This window comes from Palleronia salina (assembly GCF_900141995.1).
Taxonomy (GTDB): domain Bacteria; phylum Pseudomonadota; class Alphaproteobacteria; order Rhodobacterales; family Rhodobacteraceae; genus Palleronia; species Palleronia salina.
The window spans coordinates 53978-78184 of sequence record NZ_FQZA01000004.1; the positions used below are offsets into that span (position 1 = coordinate 53978).

The 24207-nt window shown below is 67.6% G+C and carries 23 protein-coding genes; 14 read left to right on the plus strand and 9 right to left on the minus strand.

Annotated features, from left to right (window positions below; translation table 11 throughout):
• The first annotated feature begins 88 nt into the window (after nt 1–88).
• Complete coding sequence (locus BUB76_RS07485) at nt 89–403, plus strand: hypothetical protein (protein WP_236737878.1); 315 nt, start codon at nt 89–91, stop codon at nt 401–403.
• Here the strand turns inward: BUB76_RS07485 and BUB76_RS07490 are convergent.
• Nucleotides 400–1152, minus strand: a complete 753-nt coding sequence (locus tag BUB76_RS07490; protein WP_073128146.1) for a sulfite exporter TauE/SafE family protein — start codon at nt 1150–1152, stop codon at nt 400–402. The two genes, BUB76_RS07485 and BUB76_RS07490, sit on opposite strands and share 4 nt — an antisense overlap.
• A 152-nt stretch (nt 1153–1304) precedes the next feature.
• On the opposite strand from BUB76_RS07490, the gene BUB76_RS07495 reads away from it, so the two are divergent.
• The 13 genes from BUB76_RS07495 (at nt 1305) to lpdA (ending at nt 14012) form a co-directional block, all read left to right on the plus strand.
• Nucleotides 1305–2054, plus strand: a complete 750-nt coding sequence (locus tag BUB76_RS07495) for a PRC-barrel domain-containing protein (protein WP_073128147.1) — start codon at nt 1305–1307, stop codon at nt 2052–2054.
• 167 nt (nt 2055–2221) lie between these two features.
• Nucleotides 2222–3184 carry a malate dehydrogenase gene (gene mdh / locus BUB76_RS07500; protein WP_073128148.1) on the plus strand — a complete coding sequence of 321 codons (963 nt, stop codon included), beginning with the start codon at nt 2222–2224 and terminating at the stop codon, nt 3182–3184.
• Between the two features lie 189 nt (nt 3185–3373).
• Nucleotides 3374–4567, plus strand: coding sequence for an ADP-forming succinate--CoA ligase subunit beta (gene sucC, locus BUB76_RS07505; RefSeq protein ID WP_073128149.1), 1194 nt, complete (start codon nt 3374–3376; stop codon nt 4565–4567).
• Nucleotides 4568–4676: 109 nt separating this feature from the next.
• A complete protein-coding gene (locus tag BUB76_RS07510; RefSeq protein WP_236737879.1) occupies nt 4677–4979 on the plus strand; it encodes a hypothetical protein in 303 nt (100 codons plus the stop codon).
• A gap of 43 nt (nt 4980–5022) precedes the next feature.
• A complete protein-coding gene (sucD, locus tag BUB76_RS07515; protein ID WP_073128150.1) occupies nt 5023–5907 on the plus strand; it encodes a succinate--CoA ligase subunit alpha in 885 nt (294 codons plus the stop codon).
• Nucleotides 5908–6005: 98 nt separating this feature from the next.
• Nucleotides 6006–6470: a DUF805 domain-containing protein gene (locus BUB76_RS07520; protein WP_139250808.1), complete on the plus strand. Its 465-nt coding sequence runs from the start codon at nt 6006–6008 to the stop codon at nt 6468–6470.
• Between the two features lies 1 nt (nt 6471).
• Nucleotides 6472–7011 (plus strand): DUF805 domain-containing protein, encoded by a 540-nt coding sequence (locus BUB76_RS07525; RefSeq protein WP_073128152.1) that lies wholly within the window; start codon nt 6472–6474, stop codon nt 7009–7011.
• Between the two features lie 25 nt (nt 7012–7036).
• The gene (locus tag BUB76_RS07530) at nt 7037–10003 is read left to right on the plus strand and encodes a 2-oxoglutarate dehydrogenase E1 component (protein WP_073128153.1); all 2967 of its coding nucleotides are present in this window, start codon (nt 7037–7039) and stop codon (nt 10001–10003) included.
• Nucleotides 10004–10007: 4 nt separating this feature from the next.
• The gene (gene odhB, locus BUB76_RS07535) at nt 10008–11552 is read left to right on the plus strand and encodes a 2-oxoglutarate dehydrogenase complex dihydrolipoyllysine-residue succinyltransferase (RefSeq protein ID WP_073128154.1); all 1545 of its coding nucleotides are present in this window, start codon (nt 10008–10010) and stop codon (nt 11550–11552) included.
• A gap of 57 nt (nt 11553–11609) precedes the next feature.
• A complete protein-coding gene (locus BUB76_RS07540; protein ID WP_073128155.1) occupies nt 11610–11951 on the plus strand; it encodes a hypothetical protein in 342 nt (113 codons plus the stop codon).
• A gap of 3 nt (nt 11952–11954) precedes the next feature.
• A complete protein-coding gene (locus BUB76_RS07545) occupies nt 11955–12203 on the plus strand; it encodes a DUF3303 family protein (RefSeq protein ID WP_139250809.1) in 249 nt (82 codons plus the stop codon).
• Nucleotides 12204–12599, plus strand: a complete 396-nt coding sequence (locus tag BUB76_RS07550; protein WP_073128157.1) for an MAPEG family protein — start codon at nt 12204–12206, stop codon at nt 12597–12599.
• Nucleotides 12600–12623: 24 nt separating this feature from the next.
• On the plus strand, nt 12624–14012 hold the full coding sequence (gene lpdA / locus BUB76_RS07555; RefSeq protein WP_073128158.1) for a dihydrolipoyl dehydrogenase: 1389 nt from the start codon (nt 12624–12626) through the stop codon (nt 14010–14012).
• A gap of 103 nt (nt 14013–14115) precedes the next feature.
• Here the strand turns inward: lpdA and BUB76_RS07560 are convergent, their stop codons facing one another.
• The 8 genes from BUB76_RS07560 to BUB76_RS07595 form a co-directional block, all read right to left on the minus strand.
• Nucleotides 14116–15645, minus strand: coding sequence for an alanine/glycine:cation symporter family protein (locus tag BUB76_RS07560; RefSeq protein ID WP_073128159.1), 1530 nt, complete (start codon nt 15643–15645; stop codon nt 14116–14118).
• Nucleotides 15646–15662: 17 nt separating this feature from the next.
• A complete protein-coding gene (locus BUB76_RS07565; protein ID WP_073128160.1) occupies nt 15663–16100 on the minus strand; it encodes a universal stress protein in 438 nt (145 codons plus the stop codon).
• 627 nt (nt 16101–16727) lie between these two features.
• Entirely contained in the window at nt 16728–17744 is a 1017-nt protein-coding gene (locus BUB76_RS07570; RefSeq protein ID WP_073128161.1) for an alginate lyase family protein, read from the minus strand.
• A 15-nt stretch (nt 17745–17759) separates the two neighbouring features.
• Nucleotides 17760–20453 carry a tetratricopeptide repeat protein gene (locus tag BUB76_RS07575; RefSeq protein WP_073128162.1) on the minus strand — a complete coding sequence of 898 codons (2694 nt, stop codon included), beginning with the start codon at nt 20451–20453 and terminating at the stop codon, nt 17760–17762.
• 32 nt (nt 20454–20485) lie between these two features.
• A complete protein-coding gene (locus BUB76_RS07580) occupies nt 20486–21103 on the minus strand; it encodes an alginate O-acetyltransferase AlgF (protein WP_073128163.1) in 618 nt (205 codons plus the stop codon).
• The gene (locus BUB76_RS07585) at nt 21100–22416 is read right to left on the minus strand and encodes an alginate O-acetyltransferase AlgX-related protein (RefSeq protein ID WP_073128164.1); all 1317 of its coding nucleotides are present in this window, start codon (nt 22414–22416) and stop codon (nt 21100–21102) included. The genes BUB76_RS07580 and BUB76_RS07585 overlap by 4 nt, the downstream gene beginning before the upstream one ends.
• Nucleotides 22413–23138: an SEL1-like repeat protein gene (locus BUB76_RS07590; protein ID WP_073128165.1), complete on the minus strand. Its 726-nt coding sequence runs from the start codon at nt 23136–23138 to the stop codon at nt 22413–22415. Before BUB76_RS07590 ends, BUB76_RS07585 begins: the two co-directional genes overlap by 4 nt.
• On the minus strand, nt 23131–24198 hold the full coding sequence (locus BUB76_RS07595) for an alginate O-acetyltransferase AlgX-related protein (protein ID WP_175550277.1): 1068 nt from the start codon (nt 24196–24198) through the stop codon (nt 23131–23133). The genes BUB76_RS07590 and BUB76_RS07595 overlap by 8 nt, the downstream gene beginning before the upstream one ends.
• Between the last annotated feature and the right edge of the window lie 9 nt (nt 24199–24207).

Below are 24207 nucleotides of genomic sequence, written 5' to 3' on the forward strand. Positions count from 1 at the left end.
GCGGCCAGGGAACGCAGGGTTAAGCCGCGTTTACCGGATCGGAACGCAGGCTGGGCATCATGACCCTGGAAACGGAACGGAGCCTGCCATGACCCGCCCCTTGATGATCCTGACCCTGTCGCTCGGCACCATCGCGCTGGCGATCGGGGCGGCGCGCGCCCAAGCTGGCCAGAACTGCGCCCCCCGTCCGATCGTCTTGCAGAAACTGAACGACGTATACGAGGAGACGCGCCGCTCCATCGGTCTGTCCGGCTCCGGGCAGGTGGTCGAGGTCTTCGCCGCCGACTCGGGCAGCTGGACCATCATCGTCACCTCGCCGAACGGGCTGACCTGCGTCGCCGCGGCGGGCCAGTCCTTCGAGACCACGACCGAAAGCCGGGCACCGGCGGGCGACCCGGCCTAGGCCAGCGCGCCCCAGACCAGCCGCGCGCCGCTGGCCAGCAGCATGAGGTAAGTCACCGCGAAGAACAGGCGCTCGGGGATGCGGCGATGGGCGATGACGCCCAGCCAGATGCCGATCACCGCGAAGGGCGACAGGATCACCCCCGCCATCAGGCTGGTGGGGGTGAAGATCCCGAGGCCCGCGTAGGGCACGAATTTCATCAGGTTCACCGCCCAGAACACGATCACCGTCGTCGCCTGGTAGTCCGTCTTGGCCACCTTGCGCGACAGCAGGTAGACGGCCGCCGGTGGCCCGCCCGCGTGGCTTATGAAGCTGGTGAAGCCGGCCGCGAGCCCCCAGCAGGCCCCCGCGATACGGCCCGCGGGCAGGCCCTCGACCCGCAGCCAGCCCCGGGCGCGCGCCATCTGGAACGCGACGAAGCCGAGCGCGATCAGGCCGATCAGCAGGCCGAACACCTCGGGCGCGACGATGGTATAGACCAGCGCGGCCAGCGCCACGCCCGGGGCCGCGCCCAGGATCAGCACCCGCGCCGCCTCGCCATCCCACTTGCGCCAGTAGGGGCGCAGCGCCGTCACGTCCATCAGCATGAGAAGCGGCAGCATCACCGCCAGCGCATCGCCCGGCGGCACGACCAGCGCCAGCAGGACCGCCGCGCCGAAGGCCGCGCCCGAGCCGAACCCGCCCTTGGAGATCCCGGCATACAGAACGGCCGGGATCGCCACCGCGAAAAACCCAAGTGTCAGCTCCATCCGGCCCTTTCCGCCAAGCGCCTCGCCCAAACAGGCGATGCCTCGCCGGTTCCATACCTTGCAAAAAATATATCCCGGAACCAGTGGCTTGGCCTTCGCGTCTACTGGCCAGATGCGGCAGCACGCCGCAGTATGCAAATAGGAGAATAGGAATGAATCGCTTCCTGATCACCACCACCACCGCCGCCCTTGCCCTGTCGACCAGTGCGCTTGTTGCCGTGGGCCAGACCTCCGACAACGCCTTCGTCGACTACCAGGCCGATGCGGCGACCGAACTGTTCGCCTCTGACCTGGTGGGCGCGCGGATCTACGCGACCGAGGCCGAGGTCGGCGACACCATGGAAGCCGGCTCCGAGCAGGAGTGGGACAACCTGGGCGAAATCAACGACATGATCCTCAGCGAAGACGGGTCGGTCCAGACCGTGATCCTCGGCATCGGTGGCTTCCTTGGCATCGGCGAGCGCGACGTGGCCGTCGATTTCTCGCAGATCCAGATCGTGCGCGATGGCGATGATGCCACCGACTACTTCCTGGTCGTGAACGCCACGCAGGAAGAGATGGAGAACGCGCCCGAGTTCGAGCGTTCGGAAGTCGAAGAGGAAATGGAAGAGGCCGCCGAGAAAACCGGCGAAGCCATGGACGAGGCCGCGACCGAGGTCGACCAGGCCGCCGACGCCGCCGAGGCCGAAGCCGAGGAGACCGCCAACGAGGCGGAAGCCGCCGCGTCCGAAGCCGCCAACGAGGTCGATCAGGCCGCCGACGCCGCCGAAGCCGAGCTGGAAGAGACCGCCAACGAGGCGGAGGCTGCCGCCTCCGAGGCCGCGAACGAGGTCGAACAGGCCGCTGAAGGCGCCGAAGCCGAGATGGAAGAGGAAATGAACGAAACCGAGACCAACCAGTAAGCCTGGCCTCGTTTCCAGTAAGTCCCAAAGGGGCCGCCCGGTCGATCCGACCCGGGCGGCCCTTTTCGATCCGGGCGCCGGACACGGCCGGGCGGCGTCACGCCCTTGCGTCGTGAGCAGTTGCGGCTTAACCGTCTGCCGGACCTTTGCAACCACCGGAGATTTCCATGGCCAGACCGAAAATCGCGCTGATCGGTGCGGGACAGATCGGCGGAACCCTCGCCCATCTGGCGGCGATCAAGGAACTTGGCGACGTCATCCTCTTCGACATCGCGGACGGCACGCCGCAGGGCAAGGCGCTCGACATCGCCGAGTCGGGCCCGTCCGAGAAATTCGACGCCGCGCTGAAAGGCACCACCTCGTACGAGGATATTGCCGGCGCCGACGTCTGCATCGTCACCGCGGGCGTGCCGCGCAAGCCGGGCATGAGCCGCGACGATCTGCTGGGCATCAACCTCAAGGTCATGAAGTCGGTGGGCGAAGGCATCGCCGCCAACGCGCCCGACGCCTTCGTCATCTGCATCACCAATCCGCTCGACGCGATGGTCTGGGCCCTGCGCGAGTTCTCGGGCCTGCCCCACCAGAAGGTCGTGGGCATGGCCGGCGTGCTTGATTCCGCGCGCTTCCGCCACTTCCTGAGCCTGGAGTTCGACGTCTCCATGCGCGACGTCAGCGCCTTCGTGCTGGGCGGCCACGGCGACACGATGGTGCCGCTGACCCGCTATTCCACCGTGGCCGGCATCCCGCTGCCCGATTTGGTGAAGATGGGCTGGACCAGCCAGGAAAAACTGGACGAGATCGTGCAGCGCACCCGTGACGGCGGCGCCGAGATCGTCGGCCTGCTGAAGACCGGCTCGGCCTATTACGCCCCGGCCACCAGCGCCATCGAGATGGCCGAGGCCTACCTGAAGGACCAGCGCCGCCTGCTGCCCTGCGCGGCCTGGTGCGACGGCGAGTTCGGGCTGGACGGCATGTATGTGGGCGTGCCCACGATCATCGGCGCCAACGGCATCGAGAAGGTCGTGGACATCAAGCTGGAGAAGGACGAGCAGGCCATGTTCGACAAGTCGGTCGAAGCCGTGCGCGGCCTCGTCAGCGCCTGCAAGGGGATCGACGACAGCCTCGCCTGACCCACCCGGCAACTTGATGCGCAAGGGCCCCCGACAGCGCCGCCGATATTGTGATCACAGCAAAACCACGCGTGATCACAGTTCGCGGTTTTTCAGCGAGTCGTCTGCATTTTCTCACTATTCCGTTTGGCGCGCCCCCCGGCTCGTGGTCTACACTGCCCGCCAAACGAAGGACGTGAGGACAGTGCGATGAACATCCACGAATACCAGGCCAAGGCGCTGCTGCGCGATTACGGTGCACCGGTCAGCGACGGCCGCATCGTCACCCGCGCCGAGGACGCCAAGACGGCGGCGGGCGAACTGGACGGCCCGCTCTGGGTGGTCAAGGCGCAAATCCACGCCGGCGGCCGCGGCAAGGGCAGCTTCAAGGAAGCTGACAGCGGCGACGGCGGCGGTGTCCGCCTTGCCAAGTCGGTGCAGGAAGCCGCCGACCAGGCAAAGAAGATGCTGGGCCGAACGCTGGTCACGCACCAGACCGGCCCCGGCGGCAAGCAGGTCGGCCGCGTCTACATCGAGGACGGTTCGGGCATCGAGACCGAGCTTTACCTCGCGCTGCTGGTGGACCGGCAGACCAGCCGCGTCAGCTTCGTCTGCTCGACCGAGGGCGGCATGGATATCGAGGAAGTCGCGGCGGCGACCACCGAGAAGATCCTGAGCTTCAGCGTGGATCCCGCCACCGGCTACCAGGCGTTCCACGGCCGCCGCATTGCTTTCGCGCTTGGCCTGACCGGCCAGCAGGTCAAGCAATGCGTCAAGCTGATGGGCCAGCTCTACGCCATGTTCGTCGACAAGGACATGGAGATGCTCGAGATCAACCCGCTGATCGTGACCGACAGCGGCGATCTGAAATGCCTCGACGCCAAGATGGGCTTCGACAGCAACGCGCTGTATCGCAACGCCGACATCGCCAACCTGCGGGACGAGACCGAGGAGGACCCGAAGGAGCTCCAGGCCTCGAAATACGACCTGAACTACATCGCGCTGGACGGCGAGATTGGCTGCATGGTCAACGGCGCGGGCCTGGCCATGGCGACCATGGACATCATCAAGCTCTACGGCGCCGAGCCGGCCAACTTCCTCGACGTGGGCGGCGGTGCGACCAAGGAAAAGGTGACCGAGGCATTCAAGATCATCACCTCGGACCCGCAGGTCAAAGGCATTCTCGTGAATATCTTCGGCGGCATCATGCGCTGCGACGTCATCGCCGAAGGCGTCATCGCCGCGGTGAAGGAAGTCGGGCTGCAAGTGCCGCTGGTCGTCCGCCTGGAAGGCACCAATGTCGACAAGGGCAAGGAGATCATCTCGAACTCCGGCCTGGACGTCATCGCCGCCGACGACCTGAAGGACGGCGCCCAGAAGATCGTGAAGGCGGTGAAGGGGTGAGACACGGGGCCGGCCCGGACGGGCCGGCGCATGCTCCATTGAACCGGTCGTACCACGAACGGATGGAGCCCGATGGAACCCGCCGGAGTTGTCAGGGAAGGACGCACGCATGACCAGGAACGCCCCAGCAGAACTTTCGCCCATCATCGTCGGCGCCGCGCTGCTTGGCACCGGGATGTTGCTGCGCCGCTGGCAGCCTTCGGCGCTCAGCCTGCCCGAGCGCCCCGATACGCCGCACCGCGACAGCGGTGCACGGCGGGCGGCGCGCAAGACCCGGGACGGCATCGCGCGGGTGCTGCCGTCGAACCTCACCGGCTCGCTGGGCCGGACCCTCATCATCGCGGGCGCGGGGCTTGTCCTCGTGCGTCTGCTGGACTTCGCCGTCGACGACGGCGAGGCGCTTTTCGACTGACGCCGGGCGACCGGCAGAGACAACAGACCCGAAGGAGGCCCCGATGGCCGTACTCGTCGACAAAGATACCAAAGTCATCTGCCAGGGCTTCACCGGAAGCCAGGGCACGTTCCACTCCGAACAGGCCATCGCCTACGGCACCAGGATGGTCGGCGGCGTCACGCCCGGAAAGGGCGGCCAGACGCACCTGGACCTGCCCGTGTTCAACTCCTGCCACGAGGCGGTGCACCAGACCGGCGCCAACGCCACCGTGATCTACGTGCCGCCACCCTTCGCCGCCGACTCGATCCTCGAGGCCATCGACGCCGAGATCCCGCTGATCGTCTGCATCACCGAGGGCATCCCGGTGCTGGACATGATGAAGGTCAAGCGCGCGCTGGAAGGCTCGAACTCGAAGCTGATCGGGCCGAACTGTCCGGGTGTCATCACCCCCGACGCCTGCAAGATCGGCATCATGCCCGGCCACATCCACAAGCGTGGCAGCGTCGGCGTGGTCAGCCGCTCGGGCACGCTGACCTACGAGGCCGTGAAGCAGACCACCGACGTGGGCCTTGGCCAGTCGACCTGCGTGGGCATCGGCGGCGACCCGATCAAGGGGACCGAGCATATCGACGTGCTGGAATGGTTCCTGGCCGATGACGAGACCGAGAGCATCATCATGATCGGCGAGATCGGCGGCCAGGCCGAGGAAGAGGCCGCGCAGTTCCTGGCGGACGAGCGCAAGAAGGGCCGTTGGAAACCCACGGCCGGCTTCATCGCGGGCCGCACCGCCCCCCCGGGCCGCCGCATGGGCCACGCGGGCGCCATCGTGGCGGGCGGCAAGGGCGACGCCGAATCGAAGATCGCCGCCATGAAGGAGGCCGGCATCGTGGTCGCCGACAGCCCCGCCACCCTGGGCGAGGCCGTGCTGGAGGCCATCGGGAAGTAGACCAAGCGGAAAGGACGCGCGCCGATGCATCGGGGCCGTGACATGACCCACCCGGAACAGGCGACGGCCGCGCACGCGGCCGCCGCGCGGTGGCGCGCATGACCCTGTCCGAGTCGGTCCGCACCTGCCTGACGCAGAAATACGCCAGCTTCTCGGGCCGCGCGTCGCGGTCGGAATACTGGTGGTTCATGGGGGCCTACCTGTTCTTCGGCATGGGCGTGGGGCTCCTGGGCAAGGCGGCACAGTTGATCTTCGTGCTGGCGGTGATCTGCCCGCTGGTCGCGGTCGGGGCGCGACGGTTGCAGGATACCGGTCGCCCCGGGGCCCTGATCTTCGTCCCGCTGGCGCTGGCGCTTCTCTTCGCGTGGCTGGCGCCCGGCGCGCCCGCGCAGGGCACGCCCGGGGTTCAGCCGGTCACGCAGGGCGAGGCGATCGGCGCGCTGGCGATGATGCTGATCCAGATGCTCGTGGCGCTGATCTACCTGTGGCTTCTGACACGTCCCGGCGACGATCGAGCGAACGCTTACGGCCCCCCGCCCGAAACCGTGGCGCAAGAGGCCTGAGATGTCGTTCACCGAAGCCGTCCGTACCTGCCTCGCCAAGTATTTCACCTTCTCGGGCCGTGCGTCGCGGCCCGAATACTGGTGGTTCATGCTATTCATCTTCGGAATGTCGCTGATCCTCGGCGTGCTCGACGGGATGATCTTCGGTTTCAACCGCGTGGAATACGCGCCCGACGCCGTCCAGTACGAGGCGAACGGCCCACTGTCGTCTCTGTTCTCTCTGGCCACGCTGATCCCGATCCTGTCGGCCGGGTGGCGGCGGATGCACGACAGCGGGCGCACGGGCCTGCACCTGTTCTATCCCTTGATCGTCATTATCGGTGTCACCACCTTCATGGGCGTCGTGGCCGGGTTCGGCCCGGTCCTGCAGGGCGATTTCGGCGCCGTGATCGCCGGCGGGAGCACCCTGATCCTCGTGTTCGCGATGGTCGTCTTTCTGATTTCCCCCCTCGTGGTGCTGTGGTGGCTGACGCGGCCCAGCCAGCCGCACCCCAACAAATACGGACCGCCGCCCGCCCATATCGCGGCCCGCAACGAATGAAGCGTTTCCCTTCGGAGTCCACGCCATGACCGACCAATCCCGCAACGACCAGTTCCGCGCCGAAAGCTTCGCGCAAGGACACAACGCGGCCTACCTGGAACAGCTCTACGCCCGCTATGCCGACGACCCGCAGGCCGTGGACGAAAGCTGGCGGAGCTATTTCGACAGTCTCGGCGATGCCGACGCCGCCGCGCACGAGGCGGCCGGGCCCAGCTGGGCGCGCACCGACTGGCCGCCCCAGCCCAACGACGACCTGACCGCCGCGCTGGACGGCCAATGGCCCGCCGATCCGGCCGCCAAGCCCGACGGCAAGGCGCTGGCCAGGAAGATCACCGAGAAGGCCGAGTCCAAGGGCGCCAATATCAGCCAGGAGCAGGTGCGACAGGCCGTCCTGGACAGCCTGCGCGCGCTGATGCTGATCCGCGCCTACCGGATCCGCGGCCACCTGGCCGCCGACCTGGACCCGCTGGGCCTGCGCGAGACCAGCAATCACCCCGAGCTCGACCCGAAATCCTACGGGTTCAGCGATGCCGACATGGACCGGCCCATCTTCATCGACAAGGTGCTGGGCCTCGAAGTCGCCACGCTGGCCGAGATCCTGGCCATCGTGAAGCGCACCTACTGCGGCACGTTCGCCCTGCAGTACATGCACATCTCGGACCCCGAGCAGGCCGGCTGGCTGAAGGAGCGGATCGAGGGCCTGGGCAAGGAGATCGCCTTCACCAAGGAAGGCCGCCGCGCCATCCTGAACAAGCTGGTCGAGGCCGAGGGCTTCGAGAAATACCTGCACGTGAAATACATGGGCACCAAGCGGTTCGGCCTTGATGGTGGCGAAGCGCTCATCCCGGCGATGGAGCAGATCATCAAGCGCGGCGGCGCGCTGGGTCTGAAGGAAATCGTCATCGGTATGCCGCACCGGGGCCGCCTGTCGGTCCTCGCCAACGTGATGCAGAAGCCCTATCGCGCGATCTTCAACGAGTTCCAGGGCGGCAGCTTCAAGCCGGACGACGTGGATGGCTCGGGCGACGTGAAATATCACCTGGGCGCCTCCGACGACCGTGAATTCGACGGCAACAAGGTGCACCTGTCGCTGACGGCGAACCCCAGCCATCTCGAGGCGGTGAACCCTGTCGTGCTGGGCAAGGCCCGCGCCAAGCAGGACCAGCTGAACGACCACGACCGCGACGAGGTTCTGCCGGTTCTTCTGCACGGCGACGCGGCCTTCGCGGGCCAGGGCGTCGTGGCCGAGTGCTTCCAGCTTTCGGGCATCCGCGGCCACCGCACCGGCGGGACCATGCATATCGTGGTGAACAACCAGATCGGCTTCACCACCGCGCCCAGCTTCTCGCGGTCGTCCCCCTACCCCACCGACATCGCGCTGATGGTCGAGGCGCCGATCTTCCACGTGAACGGCGACGACCCCGAGGCCGTGGTCCACGCCGCCAAGGTCGCGACCGAGTTCCGCCAGAAGTTCCGCAAGGACGTGGTGATCGACATCATCTGCTACCGCCGGTTCGGCCATAACGAGGGCGACGAGCCCATGTTCACGAACCCGGCGATGTACAAGAAGATCAAGCAGCAGAAGACCACGCTGACCAAGTACACCGAACGTCTGGTGGCCGAGGGCCTGATCCCCGAGGGCGAGATCGAGGACGCCAAGTCCAAGTTCCAGCAGCACCTGGCCGACGAGTTCGAGGCCGGGCGCGACTTCAAGCCCAACAAGGCCGACTGGCTGGACGGGCGCTGGTCGGGTCTGAACAAGCAGGGCGAGAAATACCAGCGCGGCAAGACCGCCATCTCGCCCGAAACGCTCCAGCAGGTCGGCAAGGCACTGACCACCACGCCCGACGGGTTCGCGGCCCACAAGACCGTCGACCGGTTGCTGGACGCGAAACGGCAGATGTTCGAGTCGGGCGAAGGCTTCGACTGGGCCACGGCCGAGGCGCTGGCCTTCGGCTCGCTTCTGACCGAGGGATACCCGGTGCGGCTGTCGGGCCAGGATTCGGGCCGCGGCACGTTCTCGCAACGCCACTCGGCGCTGGTCGACCAGAAGACCGAGGATCGGTACTACCCGCTCAACCATATCAAGGAAGGGCAGGCCCAGTACGAGGTCATCGACTCGATGCTGTCGGAATACGCCGTGCTGGGCTTCGAGTACGGCTATTCGCTGGCCGAGCCCAATGCCCTCACGCTGTGGGAGGCGCAGTTCGGCGACTTCGCAAACGGCGCGCAGATCATGTTCGACCAGTTCATCAGCTCGGGCGAATCCAAGTGGCTGCGGATGTCCGGCCTCGTCTGCCTGCTGCCCCACGGCTACGAGGGCCAGGGCCCCGAGCACAGCTCGGCCCGGCTGGAGCGGTTCCTGACCATGTCGGGGCAGGACAACTGGATCGTCGCGAACTGCACCACGCCCGCGAACTATTTCCACATCCTGCGCCGGCAGATGCATCGCAGCTTTCGCAAGCCGCTGATCCTGATGACGCCCAAGTCGCTGCTGCGCCACAAGCTGGCGGTGTCGAAGGCCGAGGAGATGACCACCGGTTCGTCCTTCCACCGGATCCTGTGGGACGACGCGCAGCAGGGCAATTCCGAGCTGACGCTGAAGTCCGACGACCAGATCAAGCGCGTGGTCCTGTGCTCGGGAAAGGTCTATTACGACCTGCTGGAGAAGCGCGACGCCGAGGGCCTGGACGACGTCTATCTCCTGCGGATCGAGCAGTATTACCCCTTCCCGGCGCACAGCCTGGTGAAGGAGCTGACCCGCTTCAAGGATGCGAAAATGATCTGGTGTCAGGAAGAGCCCAAGAACCAGGGCGCCTGGACCTTCGTCGAGCCCAACATCGAATGGGTGCTGAGCCGCATCAAGGCCAAGCATACCCGCCCCGAATATGCCGGTCGCCAGACCGCCGCGTCGCCCGCCACGGGCCTCGCCAGTCAACACAAGGCCCAACAAGCGGCGCTGGTGAATGCCGCGCTGGGAATCGAAGGATAAGACCATGACCGAAGTGCGCGTGCCCACGTTGGGCGAATCCGTCTCCGAAGCCACCGTCGCGACCTGGTTCAAGAAGCCCGGCGACAGCGTCGCCGTGGACGAGATGCTGTGCGAGCTCGAGACCGACAAGGTCACCGTCGAGGTTCCGTCCCCCGTGGCCGGCACCCTGGGCGAGATCATCGCGAACGAGGGGGACACGGTGGGCGTCGACGCCCTGCTGGCCCAGATCGACGAGGGCGCGGGCAGCGGCGACGCGCCGGCCAAGCCCGCGTCGGAAGAGGACACCAAGGGCGGCTACTCGGGCGCGGACACGCCGAAGGAGTCCGGCGCAGACGGCGGCGACGGTGGCGGCGACGAGATCGACGTCATGGTCCCGACCCTGGGCGAATCCGTCTCCGAGGCCACCATCGCCACCTGGTTCAAGTCCGAAGGCGACGCCGTCGAGGCCGACGAGATGCTGTGCGAGCTCGAGACCGACAAGGTCAGCGTCGAGGTGCCCGCCCCCGCTGCCGGCACGCTGGGCAAGATCCTGAAGGGTGAAGGCGAAACGGTCGAGGCCGGCGGCAAGCTGGCCACCATGACCACCGGCAGCGGCGGCGCCAAGGCGCCCGCCAAGTCCGATGACGCGCCCAAGGCCGAGGCCCCGTCGGGCGGCGAAAGCGGCCGCGATGTCGAGGATGCGCCCTCGGCCAAGAAGGCCATGGCCGAGAAGGGCATCAGCCGCGACCAGGTCAGCGGCTCGGGCCGCGACGGGCGCGTGATGAAGGAAGACGTGGCCAAGGCCGGGTCGGCCCCCAAGTCCGACAGCCCTGCCCCCGCGCCGAAATCGCCCACCCCCGCGGGCGACGCCGACCGCGAGGAGCGGGTCAAGATGACCCGCCTGCGCCAGACCATCGCCAAGCGCCTGAAAGAGGCGCAGAACACCGCCGCCATGCTGACGACCTACAACGAGGTCGACATGACGGCGGTCATGGAACTGCGCAACGAATACAAGGACCTGTTCCTGAAGAAGCACGGCGTGAAGCTGGGCTTCATGTCGTTCTTCACCAAGGCCTGCTGCCACGCGCTGCAGGAAGTGCCCGAGGTGAACGCCGAGATCGACGGCACCGACGTGGTCTATCACCACTTCGTCCACATGGGCATCGCCGTGGGCACGCCCACGGGCCTGGTCGTGCCGGTGGTGCGCGACGCCGACGCCATGTCCTTCGCCGAGATCGAGAAGACGATCAACGACCTGGGCGTGAAGGCCCGCGACGGCAAGCTGTCCATGGCCGACATGCAGGGCGGCACGTTCACCATCTCGAACGGGGGCGTCTACGGCTCGCTCATGTCCTCACCCATCCTGAACCCGCCGCAATCGGGTATCCTGGGCATGCACAAGATCCAGGAACGGCCCATGGTCATCGGCGGCGAGATCAAGATCCGCCCGATGATGTACCTGGCGCTGAGCTACGATCACCGCATCGTCGACGGCAAGGGCGCCGTGACCTTCCTCGTCCGCGTGAAAGAGGCGCTGGAAGACCCCCGCCGCCTGCTGATGGACCTGTGACCCCGTCGGCGGACGGCTGTCGCCGTCCGCCGCCTGACCATGCCGGGACGCCCGAAAATGACCGAAACGATCGCGACCCAGATTCCAGTGCGGCGCCTCGCCTGGCTGCTGCCCGCGCTCCTTTCGGCCTGCGTTGTCGCCCCGCGCGACCCGTCCGTCACCGTGCGCCACTTCGCATCGACCGAAAGCGCGGGCGACGGCGCGCGCTGGCATATCTTCCTGTTCGACCCAAGCCAGCCGCGCGACCTGGATGCGCGGATCCGCCTGGCGCGGGCCAACCTGAATCCCGGGTGCCGCTGGGTCGGGGCGCCGCGTGATGAGATCATCTCGAAAACCAATGCGCAGGGCGCGCGTTATGCAGACACGGTGCTCGCCGCACCGCTGATTTGCAGAGGATAGATCATGCACGCACTCATCCGTTTCGACACCACCGACGCCGACGCCTTTCTCGACGCCTATGCGTCCGCGTCCGAGCGGCGCGACCAGGCCGGGCTCACGCAGTTGCAGCTCTGGCGCGAACAGGGCACGTCGGCCGTCTGGGGCCTCTATGACGTGGCCGACCGCGAGAAGGTGGCCGAATGGCTGTCGTCCGAGACCGGGCTGCGCAACACGCTGTCGGGCACCGAGGCTCACTACCTGGGGACCGTCTGAATGACGCCCGAGCTCGTCGCCCTGACCCTTGCCGCGCTGCTGCAATGCATCCAGTTCGTGGCCTACGCCATTCCCGCCAACCGTGAGCTCGGGCCGGGCTACACCATGTCCGCCCGCGACCGCGAACCGTCGCGCGAGATGTCGGCCACGACCGCCCGTCTGGGCCGCGCGCTCGACAACCATTTCGAAGGGCTGATCCTCTTCACCATCGCCTGCGTGGTCATCGCCGTCACGGGCCAGTCCACCTGGTTCACCGCCGCCTGCGCCTGGGTCTACCTGGCCGCGCGCGTCATCTACGTGCCCGCCTACGCGCTGGGATGGCGGCCGGGACGGTCGCTGATCTGGGCTTGCGGTTGGGCCGCCACCGTTCTCATGTTAATCGCGGCGCTGATCTAGGCGCCCACGCGAAAGGATTTCCCCATGGCCAGCTACGACGTCATCATCATCGGATCCGGACCCGGCGGCTATGTCTGCGCCATCCGCTGCGCGCAGCTGGGCCTGAAGACCGCCTGCGTCGAGGGGCGCGAGACGTTGGGCGGCACCTGCCTGAACGTGGGCTGCATCCCGTCGAAGGCGCTGCTGCACGCCACCCACATGCTGCACGAGGCCGAGCACAACTTCGCCAAGATGGGCCTGAAGGGCAAAAGCCCCTCGGTCGACTGGGGCGACATGCAGTCCTACAAGGCCGACACGATCGGCCAGAACACCAAGGGCATCGAGTTCCTGTTCAAGAAGAACAAGATCGACTGGCTGAAGGGCTGGGGCACCATCCCCGAGGCCGGCAAGGTCAAGGTCGGCGACGAGGTGCACGAGGCCAAGAACATCGTCATCGCCACCGGCTCGGACGTGGCGACGTTGCCCGGCGTCGAGATCGACGAGGATGTCGTGGTCAGCTCGACCGGGGCGCTGAGCCTCAAGAAGATCCCCAAGAAGATGGTGGTGATCGGCGCGGGCGTCATCGGGCTGGAAATGGGCAGCGTCTATTCCCGTCTCGGCTCGGAGGTGACGGTGGTCGAGTATCTCGACACGATCACCCCCGGCATGGATGGCGAGGTGCAGAAGGGCTTCCAGAAGATCCTCAAGAAGCAGGGGATGGAGTTCATCCTGGGCGCCGCCGTCCAGGGGGTCGAGGTCAAAAACGGCAAGGCCAAGGTCGCCTACAAGCTGAAAAAGGACGACAGCGAGGCGACGCTGGACGCCGATACCGTGCTGGTTGCAACGGGCCGCCGCCCCTATACCGACGGGCTGGGCCTGGAAAAGCTGGGCGTGTCCATGTCGAAGCGCGGACAGGTGGAAACCGACGGTCACTGGAAGACCTCGGTCGACGGCGTCTATGCCATCGGCGACTGCATCGCCGGACCCATGCTGGCCCACAAGGCCGAGGACGAGGGCATGGCCGTGGCCGAAGTGCTTGCGGGCAAGCATGGCCACGTGAATTACGACGTGATCCCCGGGGTGATCTACACTCACCCCGAGGTCGCCAATGTCGGCAAGACCGAAGAACAGCTGAAAGAGGCCGGGACGCCCTACAAGGTCGGCAAGTTCAGCTTCATGGGCAACGGCCGCGCCAAGGCCAACTTCGCCGGCGAGGGCTTCGTCAAGATCCTCGCGCACAAGGAAACCGACCGCATCCTGGGCGCCCATATCATCGGCCCCATGGCGGGCGACCTGATCCACGAGATCTGCGTCGCGATGGAGTTCGGCGCCGCGGCCGAGGACCTGGCGCTGACCTGCCACGCCCACCCGACCTATTCCGAGGCGGTGCGCGAGGCGGCGCTGGCCTGCGGCGACGGGCCGATCCACTCCTGAGGTGAAACTCCTGCGCGCCCGCCGATCCGGTGGGCGCGCAACAGCTGCCGGCGCGGCACGCCGGGCCGCGTGACGCCGGCGACGCGTGCCGTCGGCCCCCGCCCTACCCCTCGTATTTCTTGATCTCGCCCGAGCGCAGCTTGCCCTGGTAGCGGCTGAGCTCGGCCTTCACGATCGGCATCAGGAAATACAGCGCGATGATGTTCACGATCGCCATCGAGAACAGCATGGCGTCGGAGAAGTCGATCACGGGCCCGAGGCTCGCGGCCGATCCGATGATGATGAACAGGCAGAAGATGATCTTGAAGATCAGCTCCTTCACCCGCCCCTCGCCCAGGATGTAGGTCCACGCCTTCAGCCCGTAATAGCTCCAGGACAGCATGGTCGAGAACGCGAACAGCACGACCGAGATGGCCAGCAGCGGCGGGAACCACGAGAACGCCTGCGCATAGGCCGCCGAGGTCAGCGCAACGCCCGACACGTCGCCTTCGGTGGCGATGCGGCCCAGTTCGGCGTTCCAGACGTAAAGGCCGGTTTCGGGATCGGCTTGCAGCACGCCGGTGATGACGATCACCAGCGCCGTCATGGTGCAGATCACGACCGTGTCGATGAACGGCTCCAGAAGCGCGACGTAGCCCTCGGTCACCGGCTCCTTGGTCTTCACGGCCGAGTGGGCGATGGCCGCCGACCCGATCCCCGCCTCGTTCGAGAACGCGGCCCGACGGAAGCCCTGGATCAGCGCGCCGGTGAACCCGCCGGCGACGCCGAGGCCGGTGAAGGCGCCCTCGAAGATCTGGCCGAACGCCCACAGGATCTCGTCGTAGTTGCGCAGCAGGATCACCAACGACACGAGGACGTAAAAGATGCCCATGAAGGGCACGACCTTCTCGGTCACCTTGGCGATGGATTTCAGACCGCCCGCGATCACCGCGAAGACGACGCCGGCGATGACCACGCCGGTGATCCAGCCGGGGTAATCGCCCAGAACGTTGGCCAGCTGCGCGTGGGCCTGGTTGGCCTGGAACATGTTGCCGCCGCCCAGCGCGCCCAGGATGGTGAAGAAGGCGAACAGGACCGCCATGGCCCCGCCCAACGGCAGGCCCCGCTCCTTGAAGCCCTTGGTCATGTAATACATCGGCCCGCCCGACACCGTGCCGTCCGGGTATTCGTTGCGGTACTTCACCCCCAAGGTGCATTCGGTGAACTTCGTCGCCATGCCGAACAGGCCCGCGATCACCATCCAGAAGGTGGCGCCCGGCCCGCCGATCGACACGGCCACGGCGACCCCCGCGATGTTACCCAGCCCCACGGTGCCCGACAGTGCCGTGGCAAGGGCCTGGAAATGGCTGACCTCGCCCGCGTCGTTGGGGTCGGAGTAATCCCCCTTCACCAGGCGGATCGAATGGATGAAGCCCGACAGCTGGATGGCCCCGAAATAGACCGTGAAGACCACGGCGCCGACCACAAGCCACAGGGCGATCCAGCTGAAATTGGTCCCGGGCAGGTCCGCGAAGATCAAGCTGACATACCAGCCGGTATAATCGGCGAAGATGGTGTTGATCGTCTCGTCGATGCCCTGCGCCGCAAGGGGCGACCCGAAAAGCGTTGCGAGAACTGCAAGGAAGTATCGCATGAATTGGCCTCCGGGCTTCATGGGACGATGACGGTGGGAACGGTGGCGATCTGCGCGATGGCCAGCGGGATCGATCCGAAGATGCGGGCGCGCGCCGCGCTCGACCCCGAGCGACCGACGAAGATGAAGCTGGCGTTCTCCTCGGTCGCCGTCTTGACGACGAGCTCGGCCGCCGAGCCGTGCTGCACGGTGCCCACCGCCTCGACACCGGCTTCCTTCGCCTTGGCGATGGCCGGATCGAGCACGTGCGAGTGCGCGCGGTCCAGCTCCTGTGTCCGCTTCTTGTGACGCTCTTCAAGCTCTTGCTGCGTGAGGAAGCTGTAGGGCGACCATTCGAGGACGTGCACGATGACCAGCCTGGCGCCCGACCGCGAGGCGCGCGAGATCGCGCAGTCCAGGACGGCCGTGTCCTCGGTGTTGTCGTCGTAGGCCACGACGAAGGTTTCCTGCGCCATACCGATGTCCTTTCGATCCGGGCGGACGCCCCCGCCGCCTTGCCCCGCACACCGACCTGCCCGAGCGCAGGTCGATCCTCCGATGGTTGATGCAAGGTTCCGTTACGTCAATGGACAAGTGTAATCAGGTGCTGATTCCCGCCGCACTCGCCCATAAATTGAACCGCTCGAGGTGCTTTCGAGCTACCGCCCCGAAACGGGGCGACACGGGCACGGGTGCAGGTGATCGAATAGCATTGGGCGCAAAGAGCCCCCGGGCAGGATCAGGAGAACGGAAGACATGACGGAAGCGCGCCGAAATCTCGACGCGCCCCTCTCCGGGTCTATGGGATGAATATTTGACGCCGATGGTCACTTGCCCGTCACGGGCGGCGATCCGGCAGCAAGAGGCACGCGGGACTTGGTGGCTCGCCCACCAAAGGCAAAGGGCGGGGTTCAGCCCGGTCGGTCTCGAATACCAGCCGCGATACGGATCTTAAGGAATAAGGGCAGGCAACGGGGTTTCGAGCCATCGCGGCCCGTTCGCGAGCCGCGAAACCGGATCGACTTTGGACTGTCACCGCCTGTCAGGCGCCCTGCCCCCGGCAAAAACATTGCCGGAGGCGCGGCGCGCGGGGACATATCCCGTTACCACAAGGCCGATTGCGATCCGCCCAGCTTGGAGTTGCCCAGCGGACGATACTCCTCGACGAAAGCTTCGATCTCGGGCGCGTCGAACAGCGACAGGTAGGCCTCGGCCCAGGCAAGCTCGAAGCTTTTCAGCTCGTCCTCGCCGGTGGTGAAGGTCTGGGGCTCGCCCGCCTTTTCCTCGACCATCCCGGGCGCATCGAAGGCAGCGGGAATGAACTCCACCGCGCGGTGGACCGCGCCGTCGCACATCTCGAAGGTGGGATAGCCGTCGTCCTGCAACAGCGCCCCGCCGACGACCAGCGGCGCCACCGCGTGGATCTGGTAGTGCAGCGCGCGGGGGCCGCGCTCCATCTCCCATTTCAGCGCGCCGTCCTCGTCGGCCTGGCAGGCCACCAGCGCGAAGGTCGTGTGCGCCCAGGCCTTCAGGTAGTCGTTCCCGGCGGCCTCGCCCACGGCGGCGGCGGCGAGCCCCGCCCAGGCGCGCAGGTTGTTCTGGCTGGCCATGGTGGGCGCCTCGGTGTCGAACCACTGGGTCGCGTGGCGCGCACGCTCGACCAGCCAGCCCTCGATCAGTTCCGCCTGATCGGGGTCAATCTCGGCAGCGGACTTGGCCTGGAGATAGGCCAGCGCCATTGCGCCGAAGCGGGACGGCGAGGACAGGTTGGCGTTCATGCTTTCCAGGTCGCTGATCGCGTCGGCCTCGGCCCAGACGGCCAGCGCGTCGACCACGCAGGCCGCCGCCTCGGCGTCGCCGTCACGGGCAGCGTCGTTGGCCTTGCCCGTCAGCGCGACGATGAAGTCGTCAATGGGGCCCAGCGCCGCGTCGACCGCGTCGTTCGACGCCTCGTCGAGATCCGAGCGGTCCTCGCTCTCGTCGGTGTAGCGGCTCCCGTAGTCGAGCGAGACGACGGGTTCGGCCACCTCGATGCAGCTCACGTCGCCCGCCTCCTGCGCCAACAGTGCTGGCGCGGGCAAGGCGGCGAAAAGCGCGCCGGTCATCAGGATTCGTTTCATTGCTCGTATCCTTCCTTACTGGATCATGCGCGCGGTCGACGCGGCTGTCTCGTTGCCCGCCTCGGCGGCAGCGGTCAGCCAGCGGCGCGACTGCGCGGCGGATTGTTCGACGCCCACGCCGTAGGCATAGGCTTGCGACAGCAGGTACATCGCCTCGGCATTGCCACCGTCGGCGGACCGGCGCAGCAGGTCCGCATAGCGATCGGAGGTGTCGCCCTCGGCATCGCTGTCGCGCACGATCCGCGCCAGTTCCAATTGCGCCACCGCGTTTCCGTTCTCGGCGGCCTCGGCATAAAGCGCGCGACGGTCTATCTCGGCATTAACGATCCGGCGGACCTGCGGGTCCGAGTACTCGAGGAAATTGAGGATCACGGGGATGTCCTCGGTATCGGCGATGCGCAGCAGGCGGATCGACATCCGGGCCGTCTCGTCGGCGGTCATCTCGATCTCGCCGTCCTGGCGCAGCGACAGCAGGCGACGCAGCCCGACGGAATAGCCGTCATCGGCCGCCGCCCGGTAAAGCGCCAGGGCGCGCGCCTCGTCGGCGTCCCCGCCGCCCAGTTCGCGCATCGCGTCGCCGATGGCGACCCGTTCCCACCCGTCGCCGCCGGAAACGGCCTCGGCCACGTCGATCCACTGACCGACGGCATCGTCGGCCCCGATCCTCTGCAGCACCCGGGCATATTCCAGCGCCTTGGAGGTGGTGCAGTCGATCGTGCTGCGGATGCGGTTGCGGTATTCCTCGGTCCGGGAAGCGCTTTCCAGGTAGGGCAGCGCGAACAGCAATGCGTCCACGTCGCCGTTGCGCGCGATGGCGTCCGAATAGCGCTGCCAGGCGGCGTCGGGATCGGTTTCGCCGATCTCGATCAGCGTGCGGATCGCCGCGCCGTTGCCCTCGGCGGCCAAGTCGCGCGCGAGCGTGACCAGCCGCGCGCGGCGGTCGCCGTCCAGATCCTTCGTGTCCGCCAGGAGCGACACCAGCTGCGCCCGGGCGCCCGGCTCGCCCGCGTCGATGGCGCGGCCCAGCCGGTCCTCGGCGGCGCCGACATCGCCGCGGTTCAGGGCGAGCTTGGCCTCGGCCACGAACAGCGCGCCGCCCGCCTCGCGCGTCATACGGCGCATGGCGTCGCTGGCGCCGCCGGGCAGGACTTCGTGGAAATTGGCCAGGGAGCGCGACCGCATGTTGACGGCCTGCGATTGCAGTCGGGCCAGTGTCATCGGGTCGTCCTCGACCGTCAGCTCGTCCAGCCGTCCGGGATCGACCTCGACGGTCGTGTCGCCGGCGAAACTTTCCATCCGGGTCCAGTACTCGGCCTCGGACGGGACCGGCGCCACGGCCGAGCGGCAGCGGAAGATCGCTTGCAGATCCTGCATGGGCTCGGTCTGGCCGTCCACGTAGACGGCGTTGCGCAAGGTCGACACCACGTCGAGCAGGTCCTGCTCCGTCTCGGTCTCACGCAGCATCAGACCGGCCAGCCGCATCTGCGCCGCCGACAGGGACGGGTCGATTTCCACGGCCGTCCGGTAGAGCTCGGCCGCCCGGTCCGCGCCCGCCCAGCGGCCGTCCTCGACCATCACCAGGTCGCCGCGCTGCACGTAGGCCCAGCCGGGCGTGTCGGGCGCGTCGATCATGCGATCGAGCGCCGCGGCCAGCCGGTCGCGCCCCTCGGGCCCGTCGGCCCGGTCGCGGGCGAGGTTCACCAGCCGGATGCGCGCCGTGGGATCGCCGAAACCGGCCGCTTCCTCGTAGAGCGCGCGGGCCTCGGCCAGGTCTTGCTCGGCCAGCGCACCGCGTTCGAGAATGGCGGCCAGCTGAAGCATGGCGTAAGGCAGATCGAACCCGGCCGCCTGCCGCAGGCTCTGCATCATCAGGTCGTTGTCCTTCTCGACCTCGATGGCCTCGCGGTGCATCTCGGCCAGGTTCCAGGCGGCGTTGTGGCCGCCGAGATCGGCCGCGAAGCGATACCAGTCCTCGGCCAGGTCGGGATCCGGCGCGACGGCCTCGCCATCGAGGAACACTGCCGCGATGCGGTTCACCCGGTCGCACAGGCGCGGATCGAGATCGCCCAGCAGGTCGCCCAGCGCCATGGTCACGGCCACGTCCGGTGCGATATCCCAATCGTCCAGGTCCCGCTCGTAGGACAGCTCGACCATGCGCAGAAGCGACGCGCCGTCGCCCGCGTAAGCGGCCTGGCGCCACAGGTCGATGGCGCGGTCCTGGTCGCGCTCGACGCCCGTGCCTTCGAAAAGCAGGTCGGCCGCCGTGCGCTTGGCCGAGGTCGTTCCGCTCGGGGCAATCTCAAGCACCCTGTCCACGAGGCCGGACTCGGCCAGCTCCGCCATCCGGCCGGCGGCGACGAGCAGGTCCAGCCGGTCGAGCAGGCGGTTCGTCTCGTCGTAGCTATCGACGACCTCAAGCAGCCGGTCATTGGCCGCCTCGATGGTGTCGAACCAGCGTTCGGGGTCGTTCTGGCGCAGCAGGCGCAGGTCGCGCCGGATCAGCGCGATGTCGCGTCCGCCAACGGGTCCGCCGTCGTAGTCCTGCCAGCGTTCGGTCAGCACGTGTTGCGGCGGGCGCGGCAGACAGGTGTCGGAGCCTGCCTCGACCCGGGGCGGATCGAACGGCACCGAGACCGGGTCGGCGCGGACCGGTCCCGTCAGGGCGACAAAGCCCAGGGCGGTGGCGGAAAGGGCGCGTGTGAAGGTCATGGTGGGGTCCTCCGGGTCGAGGCGTGTCAAGGTCAGTCGGCGTAGGTGCTGTCGGCGGCGACGAGCCCGCCGTCATCGGTGACGATCACCGTGGTCGCGGTGCCGCGGCGCAGGTCGACCGGGTCGAGGCTGGCCAGCGTCTCGCCGTCCTGGCGCAGCTCGAAGGTCAGCGTCAGCGGCGCCTTCAGGCCCACCGCATCGTGGCCGTTGGGCGCGACGTCGGACAGGGCGGCCGTCTCGGCCTCGGTGGCGTAGAGATCGAAGCTCTCCATCTCGCCGAGGTTGTAGAGCAGCAGGTCCGCCTGGGCCGGGCTTTCGGTCACGCCGTCCTCGATCAGCGGCTGCGCCTCGGCCGAGGACAGCACGGTGTAGTGGGTGCTGGCGCCGACCTCGACGGTGGTCTCCTCGTCGCCGACGGAGATTGTGACTTCGCCCGGGGAGACCTCGGCATAGGGCGTGAGGCCCGCGTCGGTGGGATCGAGCACGGTGCCGTCGACCGTGACATTGTTCGCCTCGGGCGCGATCACGCGCAGGAAGGACGCGTCGGGCGAGGACGGATCGGGATAAAGCCCCTCGTCCTGCGCCAGCGCGGGCAGCGCGGGCAGCAGGGCAACGGGAAGGCTGAGCAGAAGCGTTCGCTTGGTCATCATGTCTGGGGTCCTTTCACGGTACAGGTGGAGAGCGTCGCGCCATCCTCGGCCGGCTGGTCGAGCTCGACGCGCACTTGGGTGTAGTCGTCGCGCCAAAGCGGGCGCGCGTACTCGTAAAACCAGCGGGTGGGTCCGACTCGCTCGGAGCGCTGGATGGTCGCGTCGCCGGTCAGGCCGTCTTCCGTCGTGAAGCTCAGCTCGGCCCGGCGGCCGTTGGCGCTGCCGGTATCCACGCCGAGATAGGTCTCGGGCGTGAACCGCTCGGCCGGCAGATCGGCGGTCAGGACGCGCGGCGCAGGGTTGGCCGTCTCGAGCGGCTCGCACGACGCGCCCGCCGCCGCGATCAGCTCGCGCAGCGGGCGTTCGCCGAAGCCGCCCAGGTTGTTGTAGATCGGGTTTTCCCAGACCAGCACGCGCGGCGCGGTCTCGCGGAATGCTCCGGACAGCAGGAACGACGTGATGCCGCCGAACTGGTTGCCGCCGGTGATCGAGTAGTTGGCGACCTGCGCCTGGGTCTCGACCGACAGGGAGTCCTCGAAGTTGAACGTGCCCTCGTCCGACATCGACGTGCCGACCAGCGCGATGGGCGGACCCGCGCTGTCGGCCGCGAAGATCCCGCCGCCACCGGCGTCGCCGCCGACCTCGGTCGTCTCGAACCGCTCGGTCCGTGGCAGCGGCAGGCTTTCGCGGCAGAAACTCTGGATGTGGCGCCGCAGGGCCGAGTCCATCGGCTTGGTTCCGGTCGAGGTCATGTCGATCTCGGTCGTGGGCATGTCGTCCAGGGCCGGAGTCTCGTCGATCCGGTCGGCGATGGCCCCTGCCACGGCCCGCGCGCCGGCGGGCGTCCAGTGGAAGTCGAGCCCGATGAAGGGCGCGCGGTCCTCGGGCAGCGCCCGCATCGCGGCGACCGTGTCGATCGCGGCCACGCCGGCGGCGTCAAGCTCGGACAGGAACGCGGCGTAGCCAGTCTGCGCCAGGTCCTCGTCGTAGCCGTAATTGGCGGCCGCATCGGGCAACTTTCCAGGCATGGCGAGGCTCTTCGTCGGGACGGGCACGTAGATCAGTTGCGTCCCCCGCTCGGCGAGGACGCGGCTCAGGGTGCCCACCGTCTCGGCCGCGGCGGTCGACAGCGGGTGATAGGTCCGCATGTTAAGGTTCAGGCGGTAGAAGAACCCGTCCTGCCCTTCCAGCACGGGCAGTTCGTCGGCGGTGGCAAGCCCGCGGCAGTCGTAGGCCGAGGCGTCCTGTGCGGTGGCCAGCCCGGTGCCGGCCACGAGAAGCCCCGCGGCGAGGGGAAGCGATCGGAAGCTCATTGCGTGTCCTTTCCGGTGTCGTCGTTGCGGGCGTCGAGCTGCGCGAGCAGCGAGCGCGCGGCGGTGCGGGTGCCCAGCGTGTCGCCATCCTCGGCGGCCAGGGACAGGATCCCGCGCAGCCGATCGGGTTCGACAGCGCCCGGGTTTTGCAGGGCGTTCGACCCGATCCTGAGGGCGGCCGCGCCGTCACCGGCCTCGGCCCGTTCCAGCAGCAGCCTCCGGGCCCGGTCGGGATGGCGGCCGAAGGGTTCGCCGGTCTCGTAGAACCGCGCCAGCGCCTCGCCCGCCTCGGGATAGCCCTGCACCGCCATGGTGCGCATGGCGTTCTCCAGGTGGTCGAGCCGCTTGTCCGACACGTCGAGCCCGGGGCGTTCGAGGATGCGGATCAGCGGGCCCAGCGCGTAGTCGCGCCCGGTGAAGACGGCCGAGGCGTAGTAGAGCGCGGCATCGCCAACCAGGTCGTCGGCGTTGTCGAGCTCCATCAGGCGGTTCGCGTAGCGGAACGCGGCCAGGCCGTCGCCCGCATCGGCGAGCGCCCGCATCTCGGGGAAACTCAGGTAGCGGTCGTTCAGCATCCGCTTGCGGTCGCGCTGCAGCTGCCATGTGGGCAGATCGTCCGTCCGGGTCACGCGGTCGTCGATGACCGCCTGCGCGGCCAGGGGACCCGCGAGCGAAACGGCGATAAGGCCCGCGAGCGCCGCGGGAAGGCGTCGATCAGCCATTGCTGGCCTCCTCGGTGTCGGTGTGTTTCGGCGCGCCCAGGTAACGGACCGGGAATTCCCAGATCACGTGCGCGGGCGGCGCATCGGCGAAGGCCGGGTCGGAAAGAACATCGCGCATGGGCGCGATCGGGCCCCGGCCCTCTTCGGCCAGGTTCAGGATGTCGCGCCCGAGCGCGATCTTGAGCGCGGGGACGAAGCTCCAGGCCTCGTTCGCGCTGTAGCTCGTGCCGACGAGCACCGTGTCGATGGGGTCGTCGTCGGAGGCGAAGATGCCGCCTTCCGTCGCGTCGGCTTCCTCTGCCACGTAAGGGGTGACCCGCTCGGGTCCAAGCCCCACCCGGGGCGCGAAATCGTCGGTGGTGACGAACGAAACAAGGTCACCGATGAATTCTTCGGGTCGTGCCGGGACCTTGGCGAACTCCTTGTCACCACGAGAAATTTTTTCGGAACCCGCCACGGCCTCGGCCACGTCGGCGGCGCCCGCAGGGGTCCAGTGCGTGTCGCGGGTCAGGAAGACCGGATCGCCGTCCACATCGGCCAGCGCGGGGCGGGTATCGACACTTTCGACCCCGGCCTCCTGCAGCGCGGCGCGGAAGGCGCGATACTGCTCTTCCATGGCCGCACCGGCCTCGGCATCGCCCCGGTCGCGGTAGATGTCGATCTTGGCCGGGACCGGCACGACGGTCAGCTCGCTGCCCAGCGCATCGAGCTCGGCTTCGACCTCTTCAATGATGCGGGTCGCGGTCGCGATCTCGGGCGTCGTGGCGCGCTGGAACTCCTCGTCGGAGAACAGCCAGCCATCCTCGCCCGCCGTGACGCCGTCGCGCCCCTCGCCGATCAGCGCGTAGCGCGCCGCGCCGATCAGGCCCACGGCCGTCTCGCGGTGGGGCTGCGCCTGGCCGTAGAGCCCGTCCAGCGACAGCGCCGCGCGGCCGGTGACCACGTCGCCCTCGACCTCGCCGGGCAGCCCCTCGCCGAAGATGGCGAGGTTGACGACCACGGCGTAGCCCAGGAACAGGATCGGGACGCTGTAGCGTATGGTCTTCAGGATCGTCTGCATCATGTCGGT

Bases quoted from the DNA above. Each gene is read 5' to 3' on its own strand.
- BUB76_RS07485 (WP_236737878.1), top strand. From the start codon at position 89: ATGACCCGCCCCTTGATGATCCTGACCCTGTCGCTCGGCACCATCGCG.
- BUB76_RS07490 (WP_073128146.1), bottom strand. From the start codon at position 1,152: ATGGAGCTGACACTTGGGTTTTTCGCGGTGGCGATCCCGGCCGTTCTG.
- BUB76_RS07495 (WP_073128147.1), top strand. From the start codon at position 1,305: ATGAATCGCTTCCTGATCACCACCACCACCGCCGCCCTTGCCCTGTCG.
- mdh (WP_073128148.1), top strand. From the start codon at position 2,222: ATGGCCAGACCGAAAATCGCGCTGATCGGTGCGGGACAGATCGGCGGA.
- sucC (WP_073128149.1), top strand. From the start codon at position 3,374: ATGAACATCCACGAATACCAGGCCAAGGCGCTGCTGCGCGATTACGGT.
- BUB76_RS07510 (WP_236737879.1), top strand. From the start codon at position 4,677: ATGACCAGGAACGCCCCAGCAGAACTTTCGCCCATCATCGTCGGCGCC.
- sucD (WP_073128150.1), top strand. From the start codon at position 5,023: ATGGCCGTACTCGTCGACAAAGATACCAAAGTCATCTGCCAGGGCTTC.
- BUB76_RS07520 (WP_139250808.1), top strand. From the start codon at position 6,006: ATGACCCTGTCCGAGTCGGTCCGCACCTGCCTGACGCAGAAATACGCC.
- BUB76_RS07525 (WP_073128152.1), top strand. From the start codon at position 6,472: ATGTCGTTCACCGAAGCCGTCCGTACCTGCCTCGCCAAGTATTTCACC.
- BUB76_RS07530 (WP_073128153.1), top strand. From the start codon at position 7,037: ATGACCGACCAATCCCGCAACGACCAGTTCCGCGCCGAAAGCTTCGCG.
- odhB (WP_073128154.1), top strand. From the start codon at position 10,008: ATGACCGAAGTGCGCGTGCCCACGTTGGGCGAATCCGTCTCCGAAGCC.
- BUB76_RS07540 (WP_073128155.1), top strand. From the start codon at position 11,610: ATGACCGAAACGATCGCGACCCAGATTCCAGTGCGGCGCCTCGCCTGG.
- BUB76_RS07545 (WP_139250809.1), top strand. From the start codon at position 11,955: ATGCACGCACTCATCCGTTTCGACACCACCGACGCCGACGCCTTTCTC.
- BUB76_RS07550 (WP_073128157.1), top strand. From the start codon at position 12,204: ATGACGCCCGAGCTCGTCGCCCTGACCCTTGCCGCGCTGCTGCAATGC.
- lpdA (WP_073128158.1), top strand. From the start codon at position 12,624: ATGGCCAGCTACGACGTCATCATCATCGGATCCGGACCCGGCGGCTAT.
- BUB76_RS07560 (WP_073128159.1), bottom strand. From the start codon at position 15,645: ATGCGATACTTCCTTGCAGTTCTCGCAACGCTTTTCGGGTCGCCCCTT.
- BUB76_RS07565 (WP_073128160.1), bottom strand. From the start codon at position 16,100: ATGGCGCAGGAAACCTTCGTCGTGGCCTACGACGACAACACCGAGGAC.
- BUB76_RS07570 (WP_073128161.1), bottom strand. From the start codon at position 17,744: ATGAAACGAATCCTGATGACCGGCGCGCTTTTCGCCGCCTTGCCCGCG.
- BUB76_RS07575 (WP_073128162.1), bottom strand. From the start codon at position 20,453: ATGACCTTCACACGCGCCCTTTCCGCCACCGCCCTGGGCTTTGTCGCC.
- BUB76_RS07580 (WP_073128163.1), bottom strand. From the start codon at position 21,103: ATGATGACCAAGCGAACGCTTCTGCTCAGCCTTCCCGTTGCCCTGCTG.
- BUB76_RS07585 (WP_073128164.1), bottom strand. From the start codon at position 22,416: ATGAGCTTCCGATCGCTTCCCCTCGCCGCGGGGCTTCTCGTGGCCGGC.
- BUB76_RS07590 (WP_073128165.1), bottom strand. From the start codon at position 23,138: ATGGCTGATCGACGCCTTCCCGCGGCGCTCGCGGGCCTTATCGCCGTT.
- BUB76_RS07595 (WP_175550277.1), bottom strand. From the start codon at position 24,198: ATGCAGACGATCCTGAAGACCATACGCTACAGCGTCCCGATCCTGTTC.